Here is a 17386-nt window from a genome sequence, read left to right as displayed (position 1 = left end):
TGCTAGATTGAGGCTCGTGGCACACCTGTTTCTCCTTGTCTGCCGCAGCGAGGCCCCGTCCTGATTAGCCGGCCTGCTCGCTGCGGTGATCGCCGTGCTGGCACCCACAACGAGAAGGAAGCCCCATGACCCGCCCGCAACCCAAGCCTGTTCAACAGCACAGCCCGATGCCCTGGGCCCGCTACAAGCCGTTCGTCCCCGTCGATGTCCCCGACCGCACCTGGCCCAGCAGGCGCATTGAGCGAGCCCCGCGCTGGCTGAGCACCGACCTGCGCGACGGCAACCAGGCCCTGATCGACCCCATGACGCCCAGCCGCAAACGTCGCATGTTCGAACTCCTAGTCGCCATCGGCTACAAGGAAATCGAAGTCGGGTTCCCTTCGGCCTCGCAGACCGACTTCGACTTCGTGCGTCAGCTGATCGAGGACGATCTGGTGCCCGACGACGTCACCATATCCGTCCTGACCCAAGCCCGGGCCGACCTGATCGAGCGCACGGCTCAGTCCATCGTCGGCGCCAAGCGCGCCACCATCCACCTGTACAACGCCACGGCCGAGTTGTTCCGGCGCGTAGTGTTTCGCATGTCGGAGAGCGACTGCAAGGATCTGGCAGTGTTCGGCACCGAGCTCGTGATGAAGTACGCTGACCGGTACCTGCGAGACGTCGAGTTCGGTTACCAGTACTCTCCAGAGATCTTCACCCAGACCCCCACCGATTTTGCGGTGGAGGTCTGCAACGCCGTGAGCGACGTGTGGCAACCCGGCCCGGAGCGCGAGATCATCTTCAATCTTCCGGCCACAGTGGAGCGCTCCACGCCCAACACCTACGCAGACCAGATCGAGTACTTCATCCGCAACGTCAAGCATCGCGAGTTCGTCGCGGTCTCACTGCACCCGCACAACGACCGTGGCACGGCGGTGGCTGCCGCCGAGTTGGGGCAGATGGCCGGCGCGGATCGCGTCGAGGGCTGCCTGTTCGGCCACGGGGAACGCACCGGCAACGTGGATCTGGTGACGCTGGCGTTGAACCTGTACACCCAGGGCGTGGACCCGATGCTCGACTTCTCCAGAATCGACGAGATCAAGCGAACCGTCGAATACTGCACCGGCCTGCCCGTTCCCGCCCGCCAACCCTACGCCGGCGACCTGGTATACACCGCGTTCTCTGGCTCCCACCAGGACGCCATCAAGAAGGGCCTGGAGGACTTGGAGCGGCAGGCCGAGGAGCAGGGCCTGTCGATGCACGAGATCGCTTGGGAGGCGCCCTACCTGCCCATCGACCCACACGATGTGGGCCGCACCTACGAGGCCGTGATCAGGGTCAACTCGCAGTCGGGCAAGGGCGGCATGGCCTACCTGATGAAGAGCGAGTTCAAGATGGATCTGCCACGTCGGTTGCAGATGGAGTTCTCCCGGGTTGTGCAGTCCCACACCGACCAGGTGGGCGGCGAGGTCACGCCCCAGCAGATCTTCGATATCTTCTCCGCTGAATACCTGGCGGAGGGGGCTTGGAGCCTGTCCAAGGTGAAGTCCACCGACCAGAATGGGCAGTTCATGCTGACCGCGATCGTCAACGATGACAAGGGCGTCGACGTGTTGTACACGGGTGAGGGCAACGGTCCGGTCTCCGCGTTCATTGACGCGATGACCCGCGCGGGCCTGCACATCCGGGTACTCGACTACAAGGAACACGCACTGACCGCAGGCGGCGACGCGCAGGCTGCATCCTACGTCGAGTGTGAGATCGGCCCGGAGGCGGACGCCCAGGTGTTCTGGGGTGTGGGCATCGACCCGTCCATCACCAACTCCTCACTGAAGGCGATCCTGAGCGCGGTCAACCGCGCGATCCGCGGCTGAATCGACGGTGGGTCCGCCGAGCGGTGGACCCACCGTCGACCTCAGAAGCCCAGCTTGCCCAGCTGCTTGGCGTCACGTTGCCACTCCTTCAGCACCTTCACGTGGATCTGCAGATGCACGCGGGTGCCCAGGAGCTTGTTTATCTGCAGGCGGGCAGCAGAACCGATCTCGCGCAGTCGGGAACCCTTGTGGCCGATGATGATGCCCTTTTGCGAGTCCCGCTCCACGATGATGGAGGCGTACACGTCAAGCAGGGGCTTGTCCGCGGGGCGCCCCTCGCGAGGAATGATCTCGTCAATCTGCACCGCGATCGAGTGCGGCAATTCGTCACGCACCCCCTCCAGGGCTGCCTCGCGGATCAGCTCCGCGATCAGAATCTCCTCCGGCTCGTCCGTGATCTCCCCGTCGGGGTAGTAAACCGGGCCCTCGGGCAGCAGCGCGAGCAACTGATCCGCAACGACGTCCACCTGTTCCCCGGACGCGGCGGACACCGGTACAACTGCGGCCCACTCGATGCCCACCTCCCGGGCAACCTCGTCGATGCTGGCGAGGTGCTCCAGAAGTCGTTCCTTGCTCACGGTGTCGATCTTCGTGGCCAGGGCCAGCAGCGTGGGGCGGTGGTGGAGAGCCGCTATTTCCCTGATGATGTGTTTGTCTCCCGGGCCAACCCTCTCGTTGGCGGGTAGGCACACACCGATCACGTCGACCTCGGCCCACGTGTCGTAAACCAGCGCGTTGAGCCGCTCTCCGAGCAGCGTCCGCGGCCTGTGCAGCCCCGGCGTGTCAATCAGGATCAGTTGACCATCCGAACGAGTGACGATGCCACGAACCGTGTGTCGGGTGGTCTGCGGCTTGGAAGACGCGATCGCGATCTTCTGCCCCACCAAAGCGTTGGTCAGCGTGGACTTGCCCGCGTTGGGCCGGCCCACGAAACATGCGAATCCGGAGCGGTGCTCAGTCATCCAATTCCTCCTGTACTTCCTCCGCCTGCCCTTCGGGCAACTGGCGCACGACGATGGTGCCGATCTGATGTCTGCGCCCGACTGCGCGATCGGCCACCATCTCGATGCCTTGATAAGTGGTCCTGGAGCCGGGAATGGGAACCAGGTTGAGCTGCTTCGCCATCAGCCCCAGCACCGTCTCCACGTCCTCATCATCGAGCTTGAGATCGAACAACTCGCCCATCTCATCCACGGGCAACCGCGAGGAAACACGGAAAACCCCGTCCCCCAGATCAACCACCCTCTCGATCTCGGTATCGTACTCGTCCACGATCTCCCCGACGATCTCCTCCAGGATGTCCTCGATCGTGGCCAGCCCGGCCGTGCCCCCGAACTCGTCCACCACCACCACCATATGGCTTCGGTCGCGTTGCATCTCGCGTAACAGCTCGGAAACCGGTTTGGAATCAGGACAGAATGCGGCGGGGCGCATGACTGAATCGACGTTCTCACCGCGCTCCGCATCGGGGTTGTCGTAGATCCGCTTCGAGACGTCCTTCAGGTAAACGATGCCCAGGATGTCGTCGTTGCTTTCTCCCACCACCGGGATGCGGGAGAAACCAGAGCGCAGCGCGAGGCTGAGCAATTGTCGCAGCGTCCGACCCGATTTGATGAACACCATGTCGGTTCGAGGGACCATGACTTCCTTGACGATGGTGTCGCCCAACTCAAAGACCGAGTGAATCATCTTGGACTCGTCGGCCTCAATCAAATCCTGTTCCTCCGCAGCCGACACCAGATCCAGCAACTCCGCTTCGGTGGCGAAGGGACCGTCGGCGAACCCACGGCCCGGAGTCAGCAGATTGCCGATCAGGATCATCAGCTGCGCCACAGGAGCGAGCAATGCCGTCAAAACGCTGATTAGCGGGCCGAACAGCTGCAGGACCCGAACGGGGTGCTGCCTTCCGAGGGTTCGGGGGGCCACCCCCCAGAGGATGAACGAGACGATCAGCATAATGCCCACCGTGGTGAGCACTCGGGACCAGTTCGCGGTGAAATGCTGGTAGACCACGAGACCCGCGATGGTGATTGCAGAAATCTCCGAGGCCATCCGGGCGAACATGACGGAGTTGATCGTCGGAGCCGGGTCCTGCGCGATCAGCAGGATCCGTTGTGCTCCACGTACCCCGTCCTCAGCCAAGCGCTCGGCTCTCCTCTTCGTCGTCACAGTCGCGGCCATCTCGATGGCGGCGAGGACGCTTGCGACGATGGCGAACGCCAACGCGGTCCCGAGTTCCAGCCACTCCAACTTGCTTCTTCTCCCTAACTATTCCCGCTCAGCGAACGCCGCACCGGCGCTCCGGGCATCCCTCAAGCGTTCCTGGCGACCGCCCAAGCAGCGATGATCTTGTCGTTCAACCCAAACATGATGGCCTTCTCGTCCGGTTCCACATGATCATGGCCGAGCAGATGAAGCAGCCCATGGATGAGCAGGTATTCGGCTTCCGCATCCGGCTCGCGGCCGTTCTCGGCCGCTTGTCGAGCGGTCACTGCCGGGCAGAGCACGATGTCACCGAGCATACCGAGCGGCGGTTCCTCATCGTCGCCTGGCTGGCGCAGCTCATCCATCGGGAAGCTGAGCACATCCGTCGGCCCAGGGAGATCCATGAAGCGCGTGTGATAGTCGCTCATGGTTTCCTCATCCACCAGCAAGATCGACAGGTCAGCTTGCGGATGAATCCGCAGTTGATCGAGCGCGAAGCGCGCCAATCTGATCAAGCCCTGCTCATCGGCGGCCACACCGGATTCGTTGTTGAGGTCGATCATCGAGGCACCTTTCTAGCTGCTTGGGCACTGTCGTAGGAGTCATAGGCCGCGACGATGCGCCCCACCAGCTGGTGCCGCACCACATCGCGGGCGGTGAGTTCGCAAAAGGCGATGTCCTCCACCCCGTCGAGGATTCCCTGGACCAGCTTGAGTCCGGAACGGGTACCGTTCGGCAAATCAATCTGGGTGACATCGCCCGTGACCACGATCTTCGAGCCGAAGCCGAGCCGAGTGAGGAACATCTTCATCTGCTCAGCCGAGGTGTTCTGGGCCTCGTCAAGAATGATGAACGCGTCATTCAGCGTACGGCCCCTCATGTACGCCAGCGGCGCAACCTCGACGACGCCCGAGGTCAACAGCTTGGGCACCGAGTCCGCCGCGACCATGTCGTGCAGCGCGTCGTAAAGGGGCCTCAGGTACGGGTCAATCTTGTCGCTCAGCGTGCCCGGCAGAAACCCGAGTTTCTCCCCGGCTTCGATCGCCGGCCGGGTGAGGATGATGCGGCTCACGCGTTTGCTTTGCAGCGCCTGCACGGCCTTCGCCATCGCAAGGTAGGTCTTCCCGGTCCCGGCGGGTCCGATCCCGAAGACGATGGTGTGTCGGTCAATGGCGTCTACGTAACGCTTCTGGTTGAGCGTCTTGGGGCGCACCGTCTTGCCGCGGGCGCTGACGATGTCATGGGTTAGCACCTCCACCGCTGAGGCCCCCGGCTCATCGGCCAACTCGACGACGCGAGCCACGGTCTCCGGACTCAGGCCCTGGCCAGTGCGCAGGATTGCGATCAGTTCCGCTAACACGTCCGCAGCCAGAGCAACCTGCGCAGTGGACCCGGACAGAGTTATCTGGCTTCCTCTGACGTGCAGATCGGCGGCCAGCACAGCTTCCAGCACCCGAAGGTTGGAGTCGCCGGGGCCCAAGAGGCTGATCATGTCGATAGAGGGCGGCACGGTCACCACGCGGGTGCCGGGCTGTTCGGTGAGGCGGGACAGGGCGTTGCCTTTCGCAAGCAGGTACGACGGCTCTCGTCGTCGCACCTAGCTTAATCGTCTTCGAGTTGTGCTTCTTGATCGATGACGTGCATCGCTGCTTCCTCTGCAGAGGCCGCGCCACCTGAGAAACCCATGTCGTGGCCAACAGTGCCGTCGTCGCCCACGACCAGACGCCCGGCGCGTTGAACGCCCACCTCGCGGTCCTCGTACAGCGGGTTCCAGTGGCCTTCTAGGCGCTGCGGATCGTGTTCTGGCTCCTCCTGCTTGACCCGCATGTCCAAGCTCTCGCCTTGCCTCATCTCGGCGAGGGTGTTGCCGAAGCCCTGCGCCGGGCTCCAACCATCCGGCGCAACATAGCCCTCGTCGAGTACGTCGTCCACGCCGCGATCAATGAGCGTATCAGCCGCTTGGAGCTGATCCACCTCGTATTCGTCGCGATCCGATGCTTCGTCGCCTTCCATACATCAATCCTGCCATCTTCAGCCCAGCCGTGGGGCAGAGTCGGCAATTCGGGCGCATTGGCTTAGGATTCCATCGATGGAAAGAATGAGTTTCGCCAGGCCTACTCGTGGAGCTTACGACCTTGTGGTGGTGGCTTTCGTCGGGTTGTTGCTTATCTCAAATGTCGCTGCAGTGAAGCTGATTCAGTTCGGCCCGGAGCTGGAACTGTTCGGTTTCCCGGTGTTACCCGTCATCACCGACGGTGGAGCGCTTCTGTTCCCGCTGACCTACGTGATCGGCGATGTCCTGGCCGAGGTGTACGGCCTGCGTGGAGCGCGAAGAGCCATCCTCGCAGGCTTTGTGATGGCGCTGATCGCCTCCTTCACTTTCCTGCTCGTCGGCATCGCACCGCCGGCGACCGATTGGCCCAACCAGGAGGCTTACGATGCGATTCTAGGCTTCGTGCCGCGCATAGTGGTGGCCAGCATGCTCGGCTATCTGGTGGGGCAGGCGCTCAACGCGTGGGTGCTGGTCAGACTGAAGGAACTGGCGCCCCGTCGTGGGCTCTGGGCCAGGCTCCTCGGTTCTACCCTGGTGGGCGAAGCTGCGGACACCACCGTGTTCTGCATGGTGGCCTTTTACGGCATCATCTCGGGCGGCACGATGCTCAACTACATCGTCCTCGGCTACACCTACAAAGTACTGGTCGAGGTGGCCGTACTGCCCATCACGTACCGAGTGATCAGCCTCGTGAAAGCACACGAACCAACCTACGGCAGACGACTCGAAAGCGTCCCAGAATGAGGTACAGAGCGGTCATTCATGTCGGTCGAGAACCCAAACTCTTGGCGGTGTTGGTTGCTACCATATTCGGTGTCGTCGCGCTTCTTCTGCCAAACAGCATCCCCTCCGGTCTGATCCTGATTGCGGTGGGCGGTGCTCTCGGCGCGATCATCTGGCGAACCCGCCTCGTCGTCGAATTGAACGCGGAGGATTTGGTCCTGCGCGGCTCGTTGTTGTTCGGCCCGCCGTATCGCATCCCGGTCGAGTTCATCACGGCTGCACGCGGCGGCTACCACCTTTCCGGGGTCGGCCATGGCTGGGGCAGACGACACGAAGGGCGCGGAGACCACATGTGGCGAGCGTCCGGGGAAGAGGTCACTCTCAAGCTGGCAGACGGCCGTCGAATCGCTTTCTCGATCGATGACCCGACGGCCTTCCTCACCGCGCTCGGCGTGCAGGAGACCGACGTCGCCCGCTAGGCCTTGCTGCGAAAGTCGCACCAGGTTGCGGCGCACCGGTTCGGGCGATTCTCAAGCCATCAGCGCCCTGACCTGCGCCTAGCGGCCCGCGTAGAACCTGCCCAGGAAATCGTCGCGGAACTCGTAGAACTCGCCGGAGCGTATGGCTCGCCGGATTTGATCCACCAACCGCACAGTGAAGCGTTCATTGTGGATGGTGGCGAGTGTGGAGGCCAGCATTTCCTTGGCTTTGAACAGGTGATGCAGATAGGCGCGCGTGTAGTGCGCGCAGGTGTAGCAGTCGCAGTCCTCATCCAACGGCACGAAAGCCCGCCGGTTGGCGGACGTGTTCACGTTGAATCGGCCGTCATGAGTGTAGATCGCCGCGTTACGCGCCACTCGCGACGGGTTCACGCAGTCGAACGTGTCGGCGCCCATCTCCACCGCGGCGAACAGGTCGTCCGGTTCGGAAATGCCGAGCAGGTGCCGAGGTTTCTCCTCGGGCAATTCGTCAACCATCCAGCCGACGATCTCCCCCAGCCGCCGCTTTTCCAGCGCACCGCCCAGGCCGAAACCGTCGAACTGTCGGCCTGCGACCTCAAGCTCCGCGAGTCCGCGGGCCGCCCTGCGCCGCAGATCCTCGTACTGCGCCCCCTGGATGACCCCGAAGAGCGCCTGGTATGGCTTGTCGGCTCGCTCCTTGGTGAGCTGCTCGTGGGCCGCAAGGCAGCGTTCAGCCCAGCGATAGGTGCGCTCAACCGACGCCTCCTGATATTCGCGGGTGTTCATCAGCGTGGTCAGCTCATCGAAGGCAAACATAATGTCCGCGCCCAACTCGTGCTGAATCCGCATCGAAACCTCCGGGGTAAAGCGGTGCAGATCCCCGTTGAGGTGTGACACGAACGTCACCCCGTCCTCGTCGACGTGTGCCCGACGCTGCTTGCCCTCCGCGATCACGTCGTCGTTCTGCAGGCCCGTGGTATCCATGGCGAGCACCTTCTTGAAACCCGCTCCGAGGCTCATCACCTGGAATCCCCCGGAGTCCGTGAAGGTGGGGCCGGGCCAGTTCATGAACTTGCCCAGCCCGCCCGCCTCGTCAACCAGCTCCGAGCCCGGCTGCAGATAAAGGTGGTAGGCGTTCGCCAGCACCGCCTGGGCCCCTAGCTCACTGACCGTCTCGGGCAGCACCGCCTTGACGGTGGCCTTAGTTCCCACGACGATGAACGCCGGCGTCTCAATGTCGCCGTGCGGTGTGTGGATCACTCCGGTCCTGCCCGGCGCCGAGCCGAGCCGAGAGTCAATCTCGAAGAAAGTCACAGCACCTCCAGTTGTCCGATGGCCACGGCCCCGGCCGTCGAGGTGCGCAGCACGTGATCACTGATCCGCACCGGTTGTCCCCCGAGACCTGCCAGCATCGCAAGCTCATCCGGCGAAATGCCGCCCTCCGGCCCGACGACGACAGCCACGTCGCCCACGATCTCGGCGTCGCGAATGTGGCGGTCTGCGGCCTCGTGTAGCACCAGGATCGTCCCGACGCCGACCAGCAGCTTGCCGAGCGTCCTGTTCGTGGCGGGCAGCACGTCGGGGGTTGTCAGTCTGCGTGCCTGCTTAGCGGACTCGCGAGCAGTCGCCGTCCACTTGGCGAGCGACTTCTCGCCTCTTTCCCCACTCCAGCGCACGATGCAGCGGTCGGATTGCCAGGCGACAATCTGGTGCGCGCCCACCTCGGTAAGCATCTGCACCGCGAGCAGCGACCGGTCTCCTTTGGCCAGCGCCTGCACCGCAACCACACGGCGGGCGGGCGCGTCACGCAGGACGCGAGCGACCTCGACCACGAGTTCCTCGCGAGTCACACCACGAACGGGTCCGGCGAACCCCAGGCCACGCCCGTTGGCCACCACAACCTCTTCGCCCAGTTCGATTCGCTTCACCGTCGCGTGCCGCGCTTCCTCCCCACCTACGGAGATCCGCTGACCCACCTCGACGGTATCGAACTCGGCGAGGAACAGCGCCCCGGTCAAGACAGTCTGTCCTTCATCCAGCCGAAGAATCCGCCGCTGCGCTGCTCGCGGTTGCCGAACGAGGCCGGATCCAGTTCGTCTCGCGCCTCGGCCAGCTGGCGCAACAGGTCGCGCTGCTTCTCGTCGAGTTTTGTGGGCGTCCGAACAAGGATGGTGATGCCGAGCTCGCCGCGCCCCGTCCCGCGCAACCGGGGAACGCCACGGTCCTTGATCGCGATTCGGGTGCCCGACTGGGTCCCGGCCGGAACCTCGACGTTCACGCTGCGCTGTGCCGGATCGGATTTCTCCCATTCGGCTTCCAGCGTGGCGAGCTCCACCGTCGTGCCGAGCGCGGCAGCGGTCATGGGCACACTCAATACCGCCTCAAGGTTGTCCCCGTCCCGGCGGAAGGTCTCGTGTCCGGCAACCCGCAACTCGACGTACAGGTCCCCCGCGGGTCCGCCGCCCGGGCCGACCTCACCCTGCGCTTCCAGATGGATCCGGTTGCCCGTCGACACGCCCGCCGGAATCCGAACCGATATCGTGCGCGTCTGCCTGACCCGGCCCTCTGCGGAGCACTCGGAGCAGGGCCTGGGGATGATCGTCCCGAAGCCACGGCACTGGGGACAGGCCTGCGTGGTGCGGATGTCGCCCAGGAAACTGCGTTGAATTTGCATGATCTCGCCATGCCCGTCGCAGGTCTTGCAGGTGACCGGCTCGGAGCCGGGTTCGCTACCCGCGCCCGTGCACTTCGGGCAAACGACTGCGGTGTCCACCTTGATGGTCTTCGTGGTGCCGAAGACTGCCTCGAACAGCTCCAGCCGAGCTTGCACGAGTGCGTCCTTACCGCGTCGCACTCGGGAACGCGGCCCTCCGCGCCCCGTCTGCGTGCCGAACATGGCATCGACCAGGTTCGAGAAGTCGAAGCCGCCCGCGAAACCGCCGCCGAAGCCGGAGAACCCGGCTCCCGCGCCCCCACCCGAGCGCGTCGGGTCGCCGCCTCGATCAAAGATTGCACGCTTGTTGGGATCGCTCAGCACCTCGTAGGCCTCGCTCAGTTCTTTGAACTTTTCGGCGGCGTTCTCGTCGTCCGGCGCCACATCGGGGTGCACCTTCATCGCCTTACGGCGGTAGGCCTTCTTGATGGCCTCGGGGCTGGCGTCACGCTCGACGCCCAGGATGGCGTAGTAGTCCTTCATGCTCACTGTTCGTGAATCAACCTTCCATGAGGAAACGGCTCACGTAGCGCGCGACTGCGCGCACGGAGGCAATGGTGGCCGGATAGTCCATCCGGGTTGGTCCGACGACGCCGAGGCTGGCCGAGAGCCCGCCGCCGGGGCCGTAGCCGCTAGCCACCAGGCTGGTCGTCTGGAAGCCGTCGGCGGTGTTCTCCTGACCGATGCGCACCGTGATGTCGTCGCTCGCCGCCTCCGCGAGGAGGCGCAGCAGAACCACCTGCTCTTCCAGCGCCTCCAGCAGCGGACGCAGGTTGTCGAAGACCCCACCTGCCAGGTTCGGCACCCCGGCCACGACGACGTGCGTCGCGGGCTCCGCCGCCAACAGTTCCAGCGTGGTGGCGATGAGGCGCGTCGCGAGCGGCCGATATTCCGGGCGAACGGCGTCCAGCGCCTTGCCGAGCGCGTCCGCTGCGGCGGCTGGTGTGCGGCCGATCACCGATCCGACGATGCTCGCACGCAGGTCGCCGAGGGCCTCCGCGGGAATCGAGATCTCCACCATCGCCTGATCCACCCTGCCTGACGCCGTGACGATGATCACCATGACACGCTCCGGGCTGAGCGTGACCAACTCGGCATGGCGGATGAGCCCGCGCTGCGTCACCGGATACTGGACGATCGCCACCTGGTGGGTAAGTTCCGCCAGCAGCCGCACGGTGCGGGCCACCAGGTCATCCGTGTCCAGGCTGCCGTCGAGGAACGACGAGATCGCGCGCCGCTCGGCAGCCGACAGCGGCTTGATGCGGGCCAGTTTGTCCACGAACAGCCGGTAGCCTTTGTCCGTGGGGATCCGGCCAGCGCTGGTGTGCGGCTGCGTGATGTAGCCCTCTTCTTCGAGCACGGCCATGTCGTTGCGGACGGTGGCCGCCGACACGTTGAGCCGGTGGCGCTCCACCAAGGCCTTGGAACCGACGGGTTCCCTGCTAGCCACGTAGTCGGTGACGATTGCCTTGAGCACGTTGAGCTTGCGGTCGTCGAGCATCACACCTCCTAGCACTCACCCAGACCGAGTGCCAGCTTACCCCGAACCGAGAAATGGGAAAACCGGGCGAGACCGCGCGGCTCGCTCAGCGCCTATGCTGGGCGCATGATCAATTGGCAACAGCTGAAGCCCGACGTGTGGCTGGCCGTCACCCAGCCCGACGATGCGAACGTCCTGCTGATCGCCGGGCGCGAGCGGGCGCTGCTGGTGGATGCCGGGGGCACTGCCGAGGTCGGGGCCGAGCTTCTGGCTAGCGCGCGCAGGCTGTCGCCGGTCCCAGTCGAGCAGATCGTCATCACCCACGCCCATTACGATCACTGGCATGGGCTCGCCGGCATGACCGACGTCGAGTCCATCGCACACGAGTCCCTGGCCTCGCCCGACGTACCGGATGAGCTGCGCCCTACGACGACCTTCAGCCTGGTGCACGCGCTGGACCTGGGCGATTGTTTCGTGGAGATCGTCCATTTCGGCCCCGCGCACACCCGCTCGGACGTCGTGGTGATCGTGCCCAGCAAGGACGTCATCGCGGTGGGCGATCTGTTGGAGGATGAGCCGCAGTTCGACGAGGATTCCTTGCCGAGCAAGTGGCCCGGCGTGCTGGACAGCGCCCTGGGTTCTGCCGGTCCGGACACCCTGTTCGTGCCCGGTCACGGCGTTCCCGGTTCCCGCGAGGACGTCATGCTCTGTGGGGGCAAGCTCGGTTTCCTCTACTCGACGGTGGAGCAGTTGTACAGCACGGGCACCGGGGAGGCCGAGTTGTATGAGGCCGTGGCAGAGTGGCCGTTCGCCGAGTCGACGGTGCGTTCGGCGATCCCGTTCATCGTCGCCGAGCTGACGTCCCAGGGCGTGGTGCCGCGCAAGCGACTGCCGTTGGTCTAGGGCAGGTCGCGGGGGCTATCCCGGTCCGGGCGGAGAGTCCCGCCCACTCGACGTTTTCGCAGCAGGCTGTCAGGGCTCCCAGTCGGCCGCCGCCAGGTCCCAGATCTCCGGGGTGCGAGCCACCAGGAGCCCCCGGCCCTGCGTGCCCACGACGTAGTCCTCTCCGCTGAGCATCCGCCCAACCCCGCCGGTCTCGGCCAGCATCAGGCAGCCCACCAGGTGATCCCAGGGGTGGGCGTTGGTGTAGTACATGAAGTCGATCTCCCCGGTCACGGTGTGTGGGTAGTCGAAGCATGCCGCGCCGGAGCTGCGCCGCACGGGCGCCAGTTTGCCCCCCGCGGTGTACCCCCATCGTCGCCGCTGACCGGCCGCGCCCTGCGGCAATGGGTGCCGCGCTCTCCTCTCGACGGGTTCACCGTTCAGCAGGACTTCGCCGGTGCCGCGCTCCACCGTGTAGAGCCGTTCGTACTGCGGTTGCCAGATCCAGCCGCGCACCGTCTCCCCGGCGCGCACCTCGGCCAGCATCACTCCGTGTTCCTTGCGTCCCTCGACGAAGTTGCGGGTGCCGTCAATCGGATCGATCACGAAGACGTGGCCCGCCGCCAGTTCGGTCAGCGATGTGGTGCCGGCGAAAACGCTCTCCTCGCCCACCACGTGTGCCTCCGGGTATTCTCTGAGCAGCAGCTCGCCCAGGATGTTCTCCGCCTCGCGGTCAGCCACAGTAACGAGGTCGCCGGGTCGTTTTTCGTCGATGTCCCCTTGGGCGAGTTGCCGGAATCTGGGGTTGATGGCCCGGTGAGCGGTTTCCCGCATCAGTTCGGCGATCCCTTCGAGGTCCATGCGCTCAACCTTAGCGAAACCAGTTCATTGGTCGTGGTGATCCTGAGTGACGAAATCGATCAGCGTCTCGACGATTGTGTTGAGTTGCGGCTCTAGGTCGCGGTAGTTGCGCACCCGCGCGAGTATCGCCTGCCAGCCCCGGGCGATGTCCGCTTGGTTGGCGTGCGGTAGCCCGAGCGCGGCCAGGGTGCCCAGCTTGAAGTCGACGTCGCGCGGCACAGTGGGCCAGGCTGTGCGACCGATGCGTTCCGGGCGTACCGCCTGCCAGATGTCGACGAACTCGTGGCCGAGGATCAGCACGGTGTCGGCATAGCCCGCGGACCGGATCTGTCTCGCTATCCGGGACTCCTTCGAGCCCGCAACGAGGTGGTCCACCAGCACCCCGAGCCTCCGCCCGGGTTCCGGGCGGAACTCCTCGACGATGCGCGGCAGATCGTCGATACCGCCAAGGTATTCGACCACCACCCCGACGTGGCGCAGGTCGTCGCCCCAGATCTTCTCCACCAGCTCGGCGTCGTGGCGGCCCTCGACGTAGATTCGGCTGGGCAACGCCACTTTGGCCCGTTCCGGCTCCGAGGGTGCTCTTGAACCCGACGCCGTGTAGCGTGGCTTGCTCGCCCCCTGCCGCAGCGGTGGCCGCAACGCCACCGGCTGCCCCTCCATCAGGAAGCCGGGCCCAAATGGGAAGCCTCGTCTCCTGCCCTTGCGGTCTTCAAGGATCACGATCCCGTTCTCCCAGCCGACCACTGCACCGCAGTAGTCGTTCACCTCAATCACCATGTCGAGCTCGACGGGCACGTCGCGCGTCTTTTTCAGGTGCGCTTTCTGCCAGCCCTCGGCCAGCACATCCTTGGGGTAGCGATCCATTCAAAACCCTCCTCGCCCGACGATGTTAGCGCCCCTGATCCGTCCGGACGCACCGCTGAGGGGGAGCCCTGCGCGGGGCTCCCCCTCAGATCGGCTGGTCAGCGAAGCTCAAGCTTGCGAGTCACGCTCAGCAGCGTGCGCCACAGCAGAGCGACGCAGATCGCCACTACCGCAATCACTATGCCCAAGGGGAAGTAGGGCCCGAAATAACCTCCCCAGGCCATGCCGATAGAGCTGCCAAAAACGATCTCCCCGGTGATCATGTCGAGCGAGACGGGCAGGAGGAGCGCCAGCGTCATGACCACCTGTTGTGCTACGTAGAGCAGCAGGTAGGTGAGGAAGGGCCCCAACCCACCCGTGCGGCTGATCCAGGATTCCGCGCCAACGCAGACACAGAACAGGTATTGGAGGGGCGTGAAGACGACGATCGACAGCACGACGAAGGCCAGGAAGAAGTAGGCCGGGCCGCCGCTTTCCGAGACCAGCTTCCAGACATCCCCTAGGCCTATCTCAGGGACGATCTTCAGTTCATGTCCGACATGCGTGGTCAGCGGAAGCAACACAACGCTCAGTGCCAGAGAAATAGCGGAAATGAGGACCATGTAGCCCAACTTCGTCAGCACCAGCGTCCCGCCCCTGACCGGCAGCACGTGCATGAAGTAGCCCCGCCTGCCGAAGCTGGAACGGTAGGCCTCGAAGGCCAGGTAGAGCTGCACCACTACCGGCAGCAGCAACCAGAGCAGACCCGCAGGCACGAACACGACACCAGCAAGAGCCGAATTCACGAAGCACAGCGCGTAGCTCAGCAGGAGCAGCCCAGCCGTCGCCAGCCAGAGCATAGCCAGCATGCTGCGGGTGCGTTGGAACTCGAACTTCAGTAGCTTTCCGACCACTGGTATACCTCCTTGAACAGTTGTTCCATGCCCATGCCGCGCTCGGCACGGAGTTCGTCGACCAGACCATCGATCAGCACCTGCCCGTAGCGCATCATCACCACCCGGTCCAGGATGGGTTCGACGTCGTGCACCAGGTGGGTCGACAACAGCACCAGAGAATCCGGTTCCAGGTTGCGCACGATTGCCCGCATGATCACCTCGCGGGCCGCCGGGTCAACGCCCGAGATGGGCTCGTCCAGCAGAAACACCTTCGCGTCTCTGCTCATGGCAAGCGCGATCTGTGCTTTCTCCCTCATTCCTTTCGAGAGTTCGACAAGTTTCCGTTTGGTCTCCAGGCCGAAGAACTGGATCAGGTCGTCGAACTTCGCCCGGTTGAAATCCGAGAAGAAGTCCGCGAATAGCCGGGCGCATCTCTCGATCGAGTCCCCATCGGCCAGGAAGCTCTGGTCCGGCAGGTAGCTCACCTGAGCCTTGGTCTCCGGCCCCGGCTGCTGCCCCAGTATCTCCACCTGGCCTTCGTAGCGCATCAGCACGCCCGCCAAAATCTTGAGCAGGGTGGTCTTGCCGCAGCCATTCTCGCCCAGCAGTCCCACCACCTGACCGGGTTCAAGCTGCAGGCTGAACTGGTTGAGCGCGGCGAACCCGCCGTAGCGCTTGACCAGCGATTCAACCTTTATGGCTGTCACTTTCACTCTCCTTCCATGGCCCGCCACCGGGCCTCCAACAGTTCTGTTACTGCGGCTAGGGAGAGACCAACGCCTCGCGCCCAGCCGACGAAGTCGTCGGTCCGAGCGGCCGCGATCTCCTCACGCAGTTCCTCGATGCGGGACAGGTCCTCCGTGACGCACCGTCCCCGCGTTCGATCCGCGATGGTGACTCCCATCCGATCCAGTTCCGCCATCGCGCGCTGCACCGTGTTCGGATTCACACCCAACTCGACGGCCAGGTCACGCACCACCGGGATTCGCCCGCCGGGGGGCCACCGGCCGGTAACTACCCGGCGAATGCTCTCGTCAACCAGTTGCAACCAGATTGGTGAGCTGTTGTCGAACTGCAACCCGCACCTCCCGTACTGCTGTATTAATTACTTAATACACTAGCTGCGCAGGACAGCGCTGTCAAGGGTTTCCCCAAACTCAGTCGAGAAGCTCTCGGATGATGCCGTCGGCCAGGAGCCGCTCAAGCACGACGAGCCGCCCCCCAGCAACCCGGACCAGACCACGCTCCGCCAGGTCCGGCACCCGAGCGCGTTCGCTGTCCGTGAGGACCCCCAGGTCGAGGCCCTCGGCCAGCCTGAGTTCCAAAAGCACCCGCTCCACGCGGCGCTCCTGGGCGGAGAGTATCTCTCGCCCCTGAACCGCCAGCCGCCCAGCGCTCAACCGCGCTGCGTAGGCGGCCGGGTGCTTGTGATTCCAGAACCGGACGCCGTTCACGTGGCTATGTGCGCCAGGCCCGACGCCCCACCAGTCCGCGCCCCGCCAATAGGCGAGGTTGTGCCGGCACTCGCCGCCCGGCAGCGCCCAGTTGCTCGTCTCATAGTTGCGGAAACCCCGCGCCCGCAGAAAACTGTCGGCCAACAAATACTTGTCGGCCACGTCGTCCTCATCCGGCATGGGAACCTGCCCGAGGCGCACCTGTCTCGCCAGGCGGGTCCCCTGCTCAACGATCAGCGAATACGCGCTCACATGATCGACCGGGGTCGCCGTCACCGCGTCGAGGCTCAACTGCCAGTCAGCCAACGTCTCCCCCGGGGTGCCGTAGATCAGATCCAAGCTCACATGCTCGAACCCGGCTGCCCGGGCCCACCGGGCGGCGCGCAGCCCCCGATCCGGCGTATGCGTGCGCTCCAGCGTGGCCAACACGTGCGGCACCGCCGACTGGAACCCGAGCGAGATGCGCGTGAACCCGCCCTCGCGCAGCTGATCGAGGTAACTCCGGCTCACGCTCTCCGGATTGGCCTCCGTGGTGACCTCCGCATCCGGAGTGAGGCCGAAGGCCTCCCGGATACCGCGCAGCAAATCCACCAGCTCCCCGGCCGGTAACAACGAAGGCGTCCCGCCGCCGAAGAAGACGGTCTGCACCGGACGCTGCCCCAACACCGTCCGGGCGATACGCAGCTCCTCATGAGCCGAGGCCACGAACGTCGAACTCGACATGCCACCCAGCTCCTGTGCCGTGTAGGTGTTGAAGTCGCAGTAGCCGCACCGCGTCGCGCAGAACGGAACATGGATGTAGATCGACAGCGGCCCGGAGTTCGTCGTCCCCCCAGGCAAAATGTCCTCGACCCACTGGCCAGGTTCGCTCTTCACCACCACGCACGAATCCTACAGAAAACAGCCCCCACCACCGGTAGCCGGGCCGTCGGCGCACGCTCGAAGAGCGCTTCCTT

General features: G+C 64.5%; 19 protein-coding genes. 4 read left to right on the top strand and 15 right to left on the bottom strand.

What is annotated here, in order from left to right; all coding sequences use genetic code 11:
• Positions 1–125: 125 nt before the first annotated feature.
• Positions 126–1856: a 2-isopropylmalate synthase gene (leuA, locus tag EII42_RS00825; protein ID WP_125170208.1), complete on the top strand. Its 1731-nt coding sequence runs from the start codon at positions 126–128 to the stop codon at positions 1854–1856.
• Between the two features lie 41 nt (positions 1857–1897).
• Here the strand turns inward: leuA and era are convergent, their stop codons facing one another.
• The 5 genes from era to EII42_RS00800 form a co-directional block, all read right to left on the bottom strand.
• Positions 1898–2818, bottom strand: a complete 921-nt coding sequence (gene era / locus EII42_RS00820; protein WP_125170207.1) for a GTPase Era — start codon at positions 2816–2818, stop codon at positions 1898–1900.
• Positions 2811–4106 carry a hemolysin family protein gene (locus EII42_RS00815; protein ID WP_233558211.1) on the bottom strand — a complete coding sequence of 432 codons (1296 nt, stop codon included), beginning with the start codon at positions 4104–4106 and terminating at the stop codon, positions 2811–2813. The genes era and EII42_RS00815 overlap by 8 nt, the downstream gene beginning before the upstream one ends.
• A 62-nt stretch (positions 4107–4168) precedes the next feature.
• A complete protein-coding gene (gene ybeY, locus EII42_RS00810; protein ID WP_125170206.1) occupies positions 4169–4624 on the bottom strand; it encodes an rRNA maturation RNase YbeY in 456 nt (151 codons plus the stop codon).
• A complete protein-coding gene (locus EII42_RS00805; RefSeq protein ID WP_125170429.1) occupies positions 4621–5553 on the bottom strand; it encodes a PhoH family protein in 933 nt (310 codons plus the stop codon). The genes ybeY and EII42_RS00805 overlap by 4 nt, the downstream gene beginning before the upstream one ends.
• 110 nt (positions 5554–5663) lie before the next feature.
• Positions 5664–6074, bottom strand: a complete 411-nt coding sequence (locus EII42_RS00800; RefSeq protein WP_125170205.1) for a DUF5709 domain-containing protein — start codon at positions 6072–6074, stop codon at positions 5664–5666.
• Positions 6075–6150: 76 nt separating this feature from the next.
• Here EII42_RS00800 and EII42_RS00795 point away from each other — a divergent pair, with 76 nt between their 5' ends.
• Both EII42_RS00795 and EII42_RS00790 read left to right on the top strand, forming a co-directional pair.
• Complete coding sequence (locus tag EII42_RS00795; protein ID WP_125170204.1) at positions 6151–6858, top strand: queuosine precursor transporter; 708 nt, start codon at positions 6151–6153, stop codon at positions 6856–6858.
• The gene (locus EII42_RS00790; RefSeq protein ID WP_125170203.1) at positions 6855–7316 is read left to right on the top strand and encodes a hypothetical protein; all 462 of its coding nucleotides are present in this window, start codon (positions 6855–6857) and stop codon (positions 7314–7316) included. Before EII42_RS00795 ends, EII42_RS00790 begins: the two co-directional genes overlap by 4 nt.
• A 78-nt stretch (positions 7317–7394) precedes the next feature.
• Here EII42_RS00790 and tgt read toward each other — a convergent pair whose 3' ends face one another.
• Genes tgt through hrcA form a run of 4 tightly spaced genes read right to left on the bottom strand, consistent with a single transcriptional unit; the run spans position 7395 to position 11512 of the window.
• The gene (tgt, locus tag EII42_RS00785; RefSeq protein WP_125170202.1) at positions 7395–8612 is read right to left on the bottom strand and encodes a tRNA guanosine(34) transglycosylase Tgt; all 1218 of its coding nucleotides are present in this window, start codon (positions 8610–8612) and stop codon (positions 7395–7397) included.
• A complete protein-coding gene (locus tag EII42_RS00780) occupies positions 8609–9316 on the bottom strand; it encodes a 16S rRNA (uracil(1498)-N(3))-methyltransferase (protein WP_125170201.1) in 708 nt (235 codons plus the stop codon). Before EII42_RS00780 ends, tgt begins: the two co-directional genes overlap by 4 nt.
• Positions 9313–10494: a molecular chaperone DnaJ gene (gene dnaJ, locus EII42_RS00775; RefSeq protein ID WP_125170428.1), complete on the bottom strand. Its 1182-nt coding sequence runs from the start codon at positions 10492–10494 to the stop codon at positions 9313–9315. The genes EII42_RS00780 and dnaJ overlap by 4 nt, the downstream gene beginning before the upstream one ends.
• 16 nt (positions 10495–10510) lie before the next feature.
• Positions 10511–11512, bottom strand: coding sequence for a heat-inducible transcriptional repressor HrcA (gene hrcA, locus EII42_RS00770; protein WP_125170200.1), 1002 nt, complete (start codon positions 11510–11512; stop codon positions 10511–10513).
• Between the two features lie 105 nt (positions 11513–11617).
• On the opposite strand from hrcA, the gene EII42_RS00765 reads away from it, so the two are divergent.
• Positions 11618–12394, top strand: coding sequence for an MBL fold metallo-hydrolase (locus EII42_RS00765; RefSeq protein ID WP_125170199.1), 777 nt, complete (start codon positions 11618–11620; stop codon positions 12392–12394).
• A 69-nt stretch (positions 12395–12463) separates the two neighbouring features.
• On the opposite strand, the gene EII42_RS00760 is transcribed toward EII42_RS00765, so the two are convergent.
• The 6 genes from EII42_RS00760 to hemW all read right to left on the bottom strand — a co-directional run bounded on the left by EII42_RS00760 (position 12464) and on the right by hemW (position 17306).
• Positions 12464–13234, bottom strand: coding sequence for an inositol monophosphatase (locus EII42_RS00760; RefSeq protein WP_125170198.1), 771 nt, complete (start codon positions 13232–13234; stop codon positions 12464–12466).
• A gap of 24 nt (positions 13235–13258) precedes the next feature.
• On the bottom strand, positions 13259–14101 hold the full coding sequence (locus EII42_RS00755; RefSeq protein WP_125170197.1) for a DUF3097 domain-containing protein: 843 nt from the start codon (positions 14099–14101) through the stop codon (positions 13259–13261).
• A 98-nt stretch (positions 14102–14199) separates the two neighbouring features.
• On the bottom strand, positions 14200–14994 hold the full coding sequence (locus tag EII42_RS00750; RefSeq protein ID WP_125170196.1) for a hypothetical protein: 795 nt from the start codon (positions 14992–14994) through the stop codon (positions 14200–14202).
• The gene (locus tag EII42_RS00745; protein WP_233558210.1) at positions 14976–15683 is read right to left on the bottom strand and encodes an ABC transporter ATP-binding protein; all 708 of its coding nucleotides are present in this window, start codon (positions 15681–15683) and stop codon (positions 14976–14978) included. Before EII42_RS00745 ends, EII42_RS00750 begins: the two co-directional genes overlap by 19 nt.
• A 2-nt stretch (positions 15684–15685) precedes the next feature.
• Positions 15686–16054, bottom strand: coding sequence for a GntR family transcriptional regulator (locus EII42_RS00740; protein WP_125170194.1), 369 nt, complete (start codon positions 16052–16054; stop codon positions 15686–15688).
• Positions 16055–16133: 79 nt separating this feature from the next.
• The gene (hemW, locus tag EII42_RS00735) at positions 16134–17306 is read right to left on the bottom strand and encodes a radical SAM family heme chaperone HemW (RefSeq protein WP_370318076.1); all 1173 of its coding nucleotides are present in this window, start codon (positions 17304–17306) and stop codon (positions 16134–16136) included.
• Positions 17307–17386: the final 80 nt, after the last annotated feature.

It is taken from the genome of Tessaracoccus sp. OH4464_COT-324 (assembly GCF_003932855.1).
Taxonomy (GTDB): Bacteria; Actinomycetota; Actinomycetes; order Propionibacteriales; family Propionibacteriaceae; genus Arachnia.
This window is presented reverse-complemented; position numbering and strand designations above follow the sequence as displayed.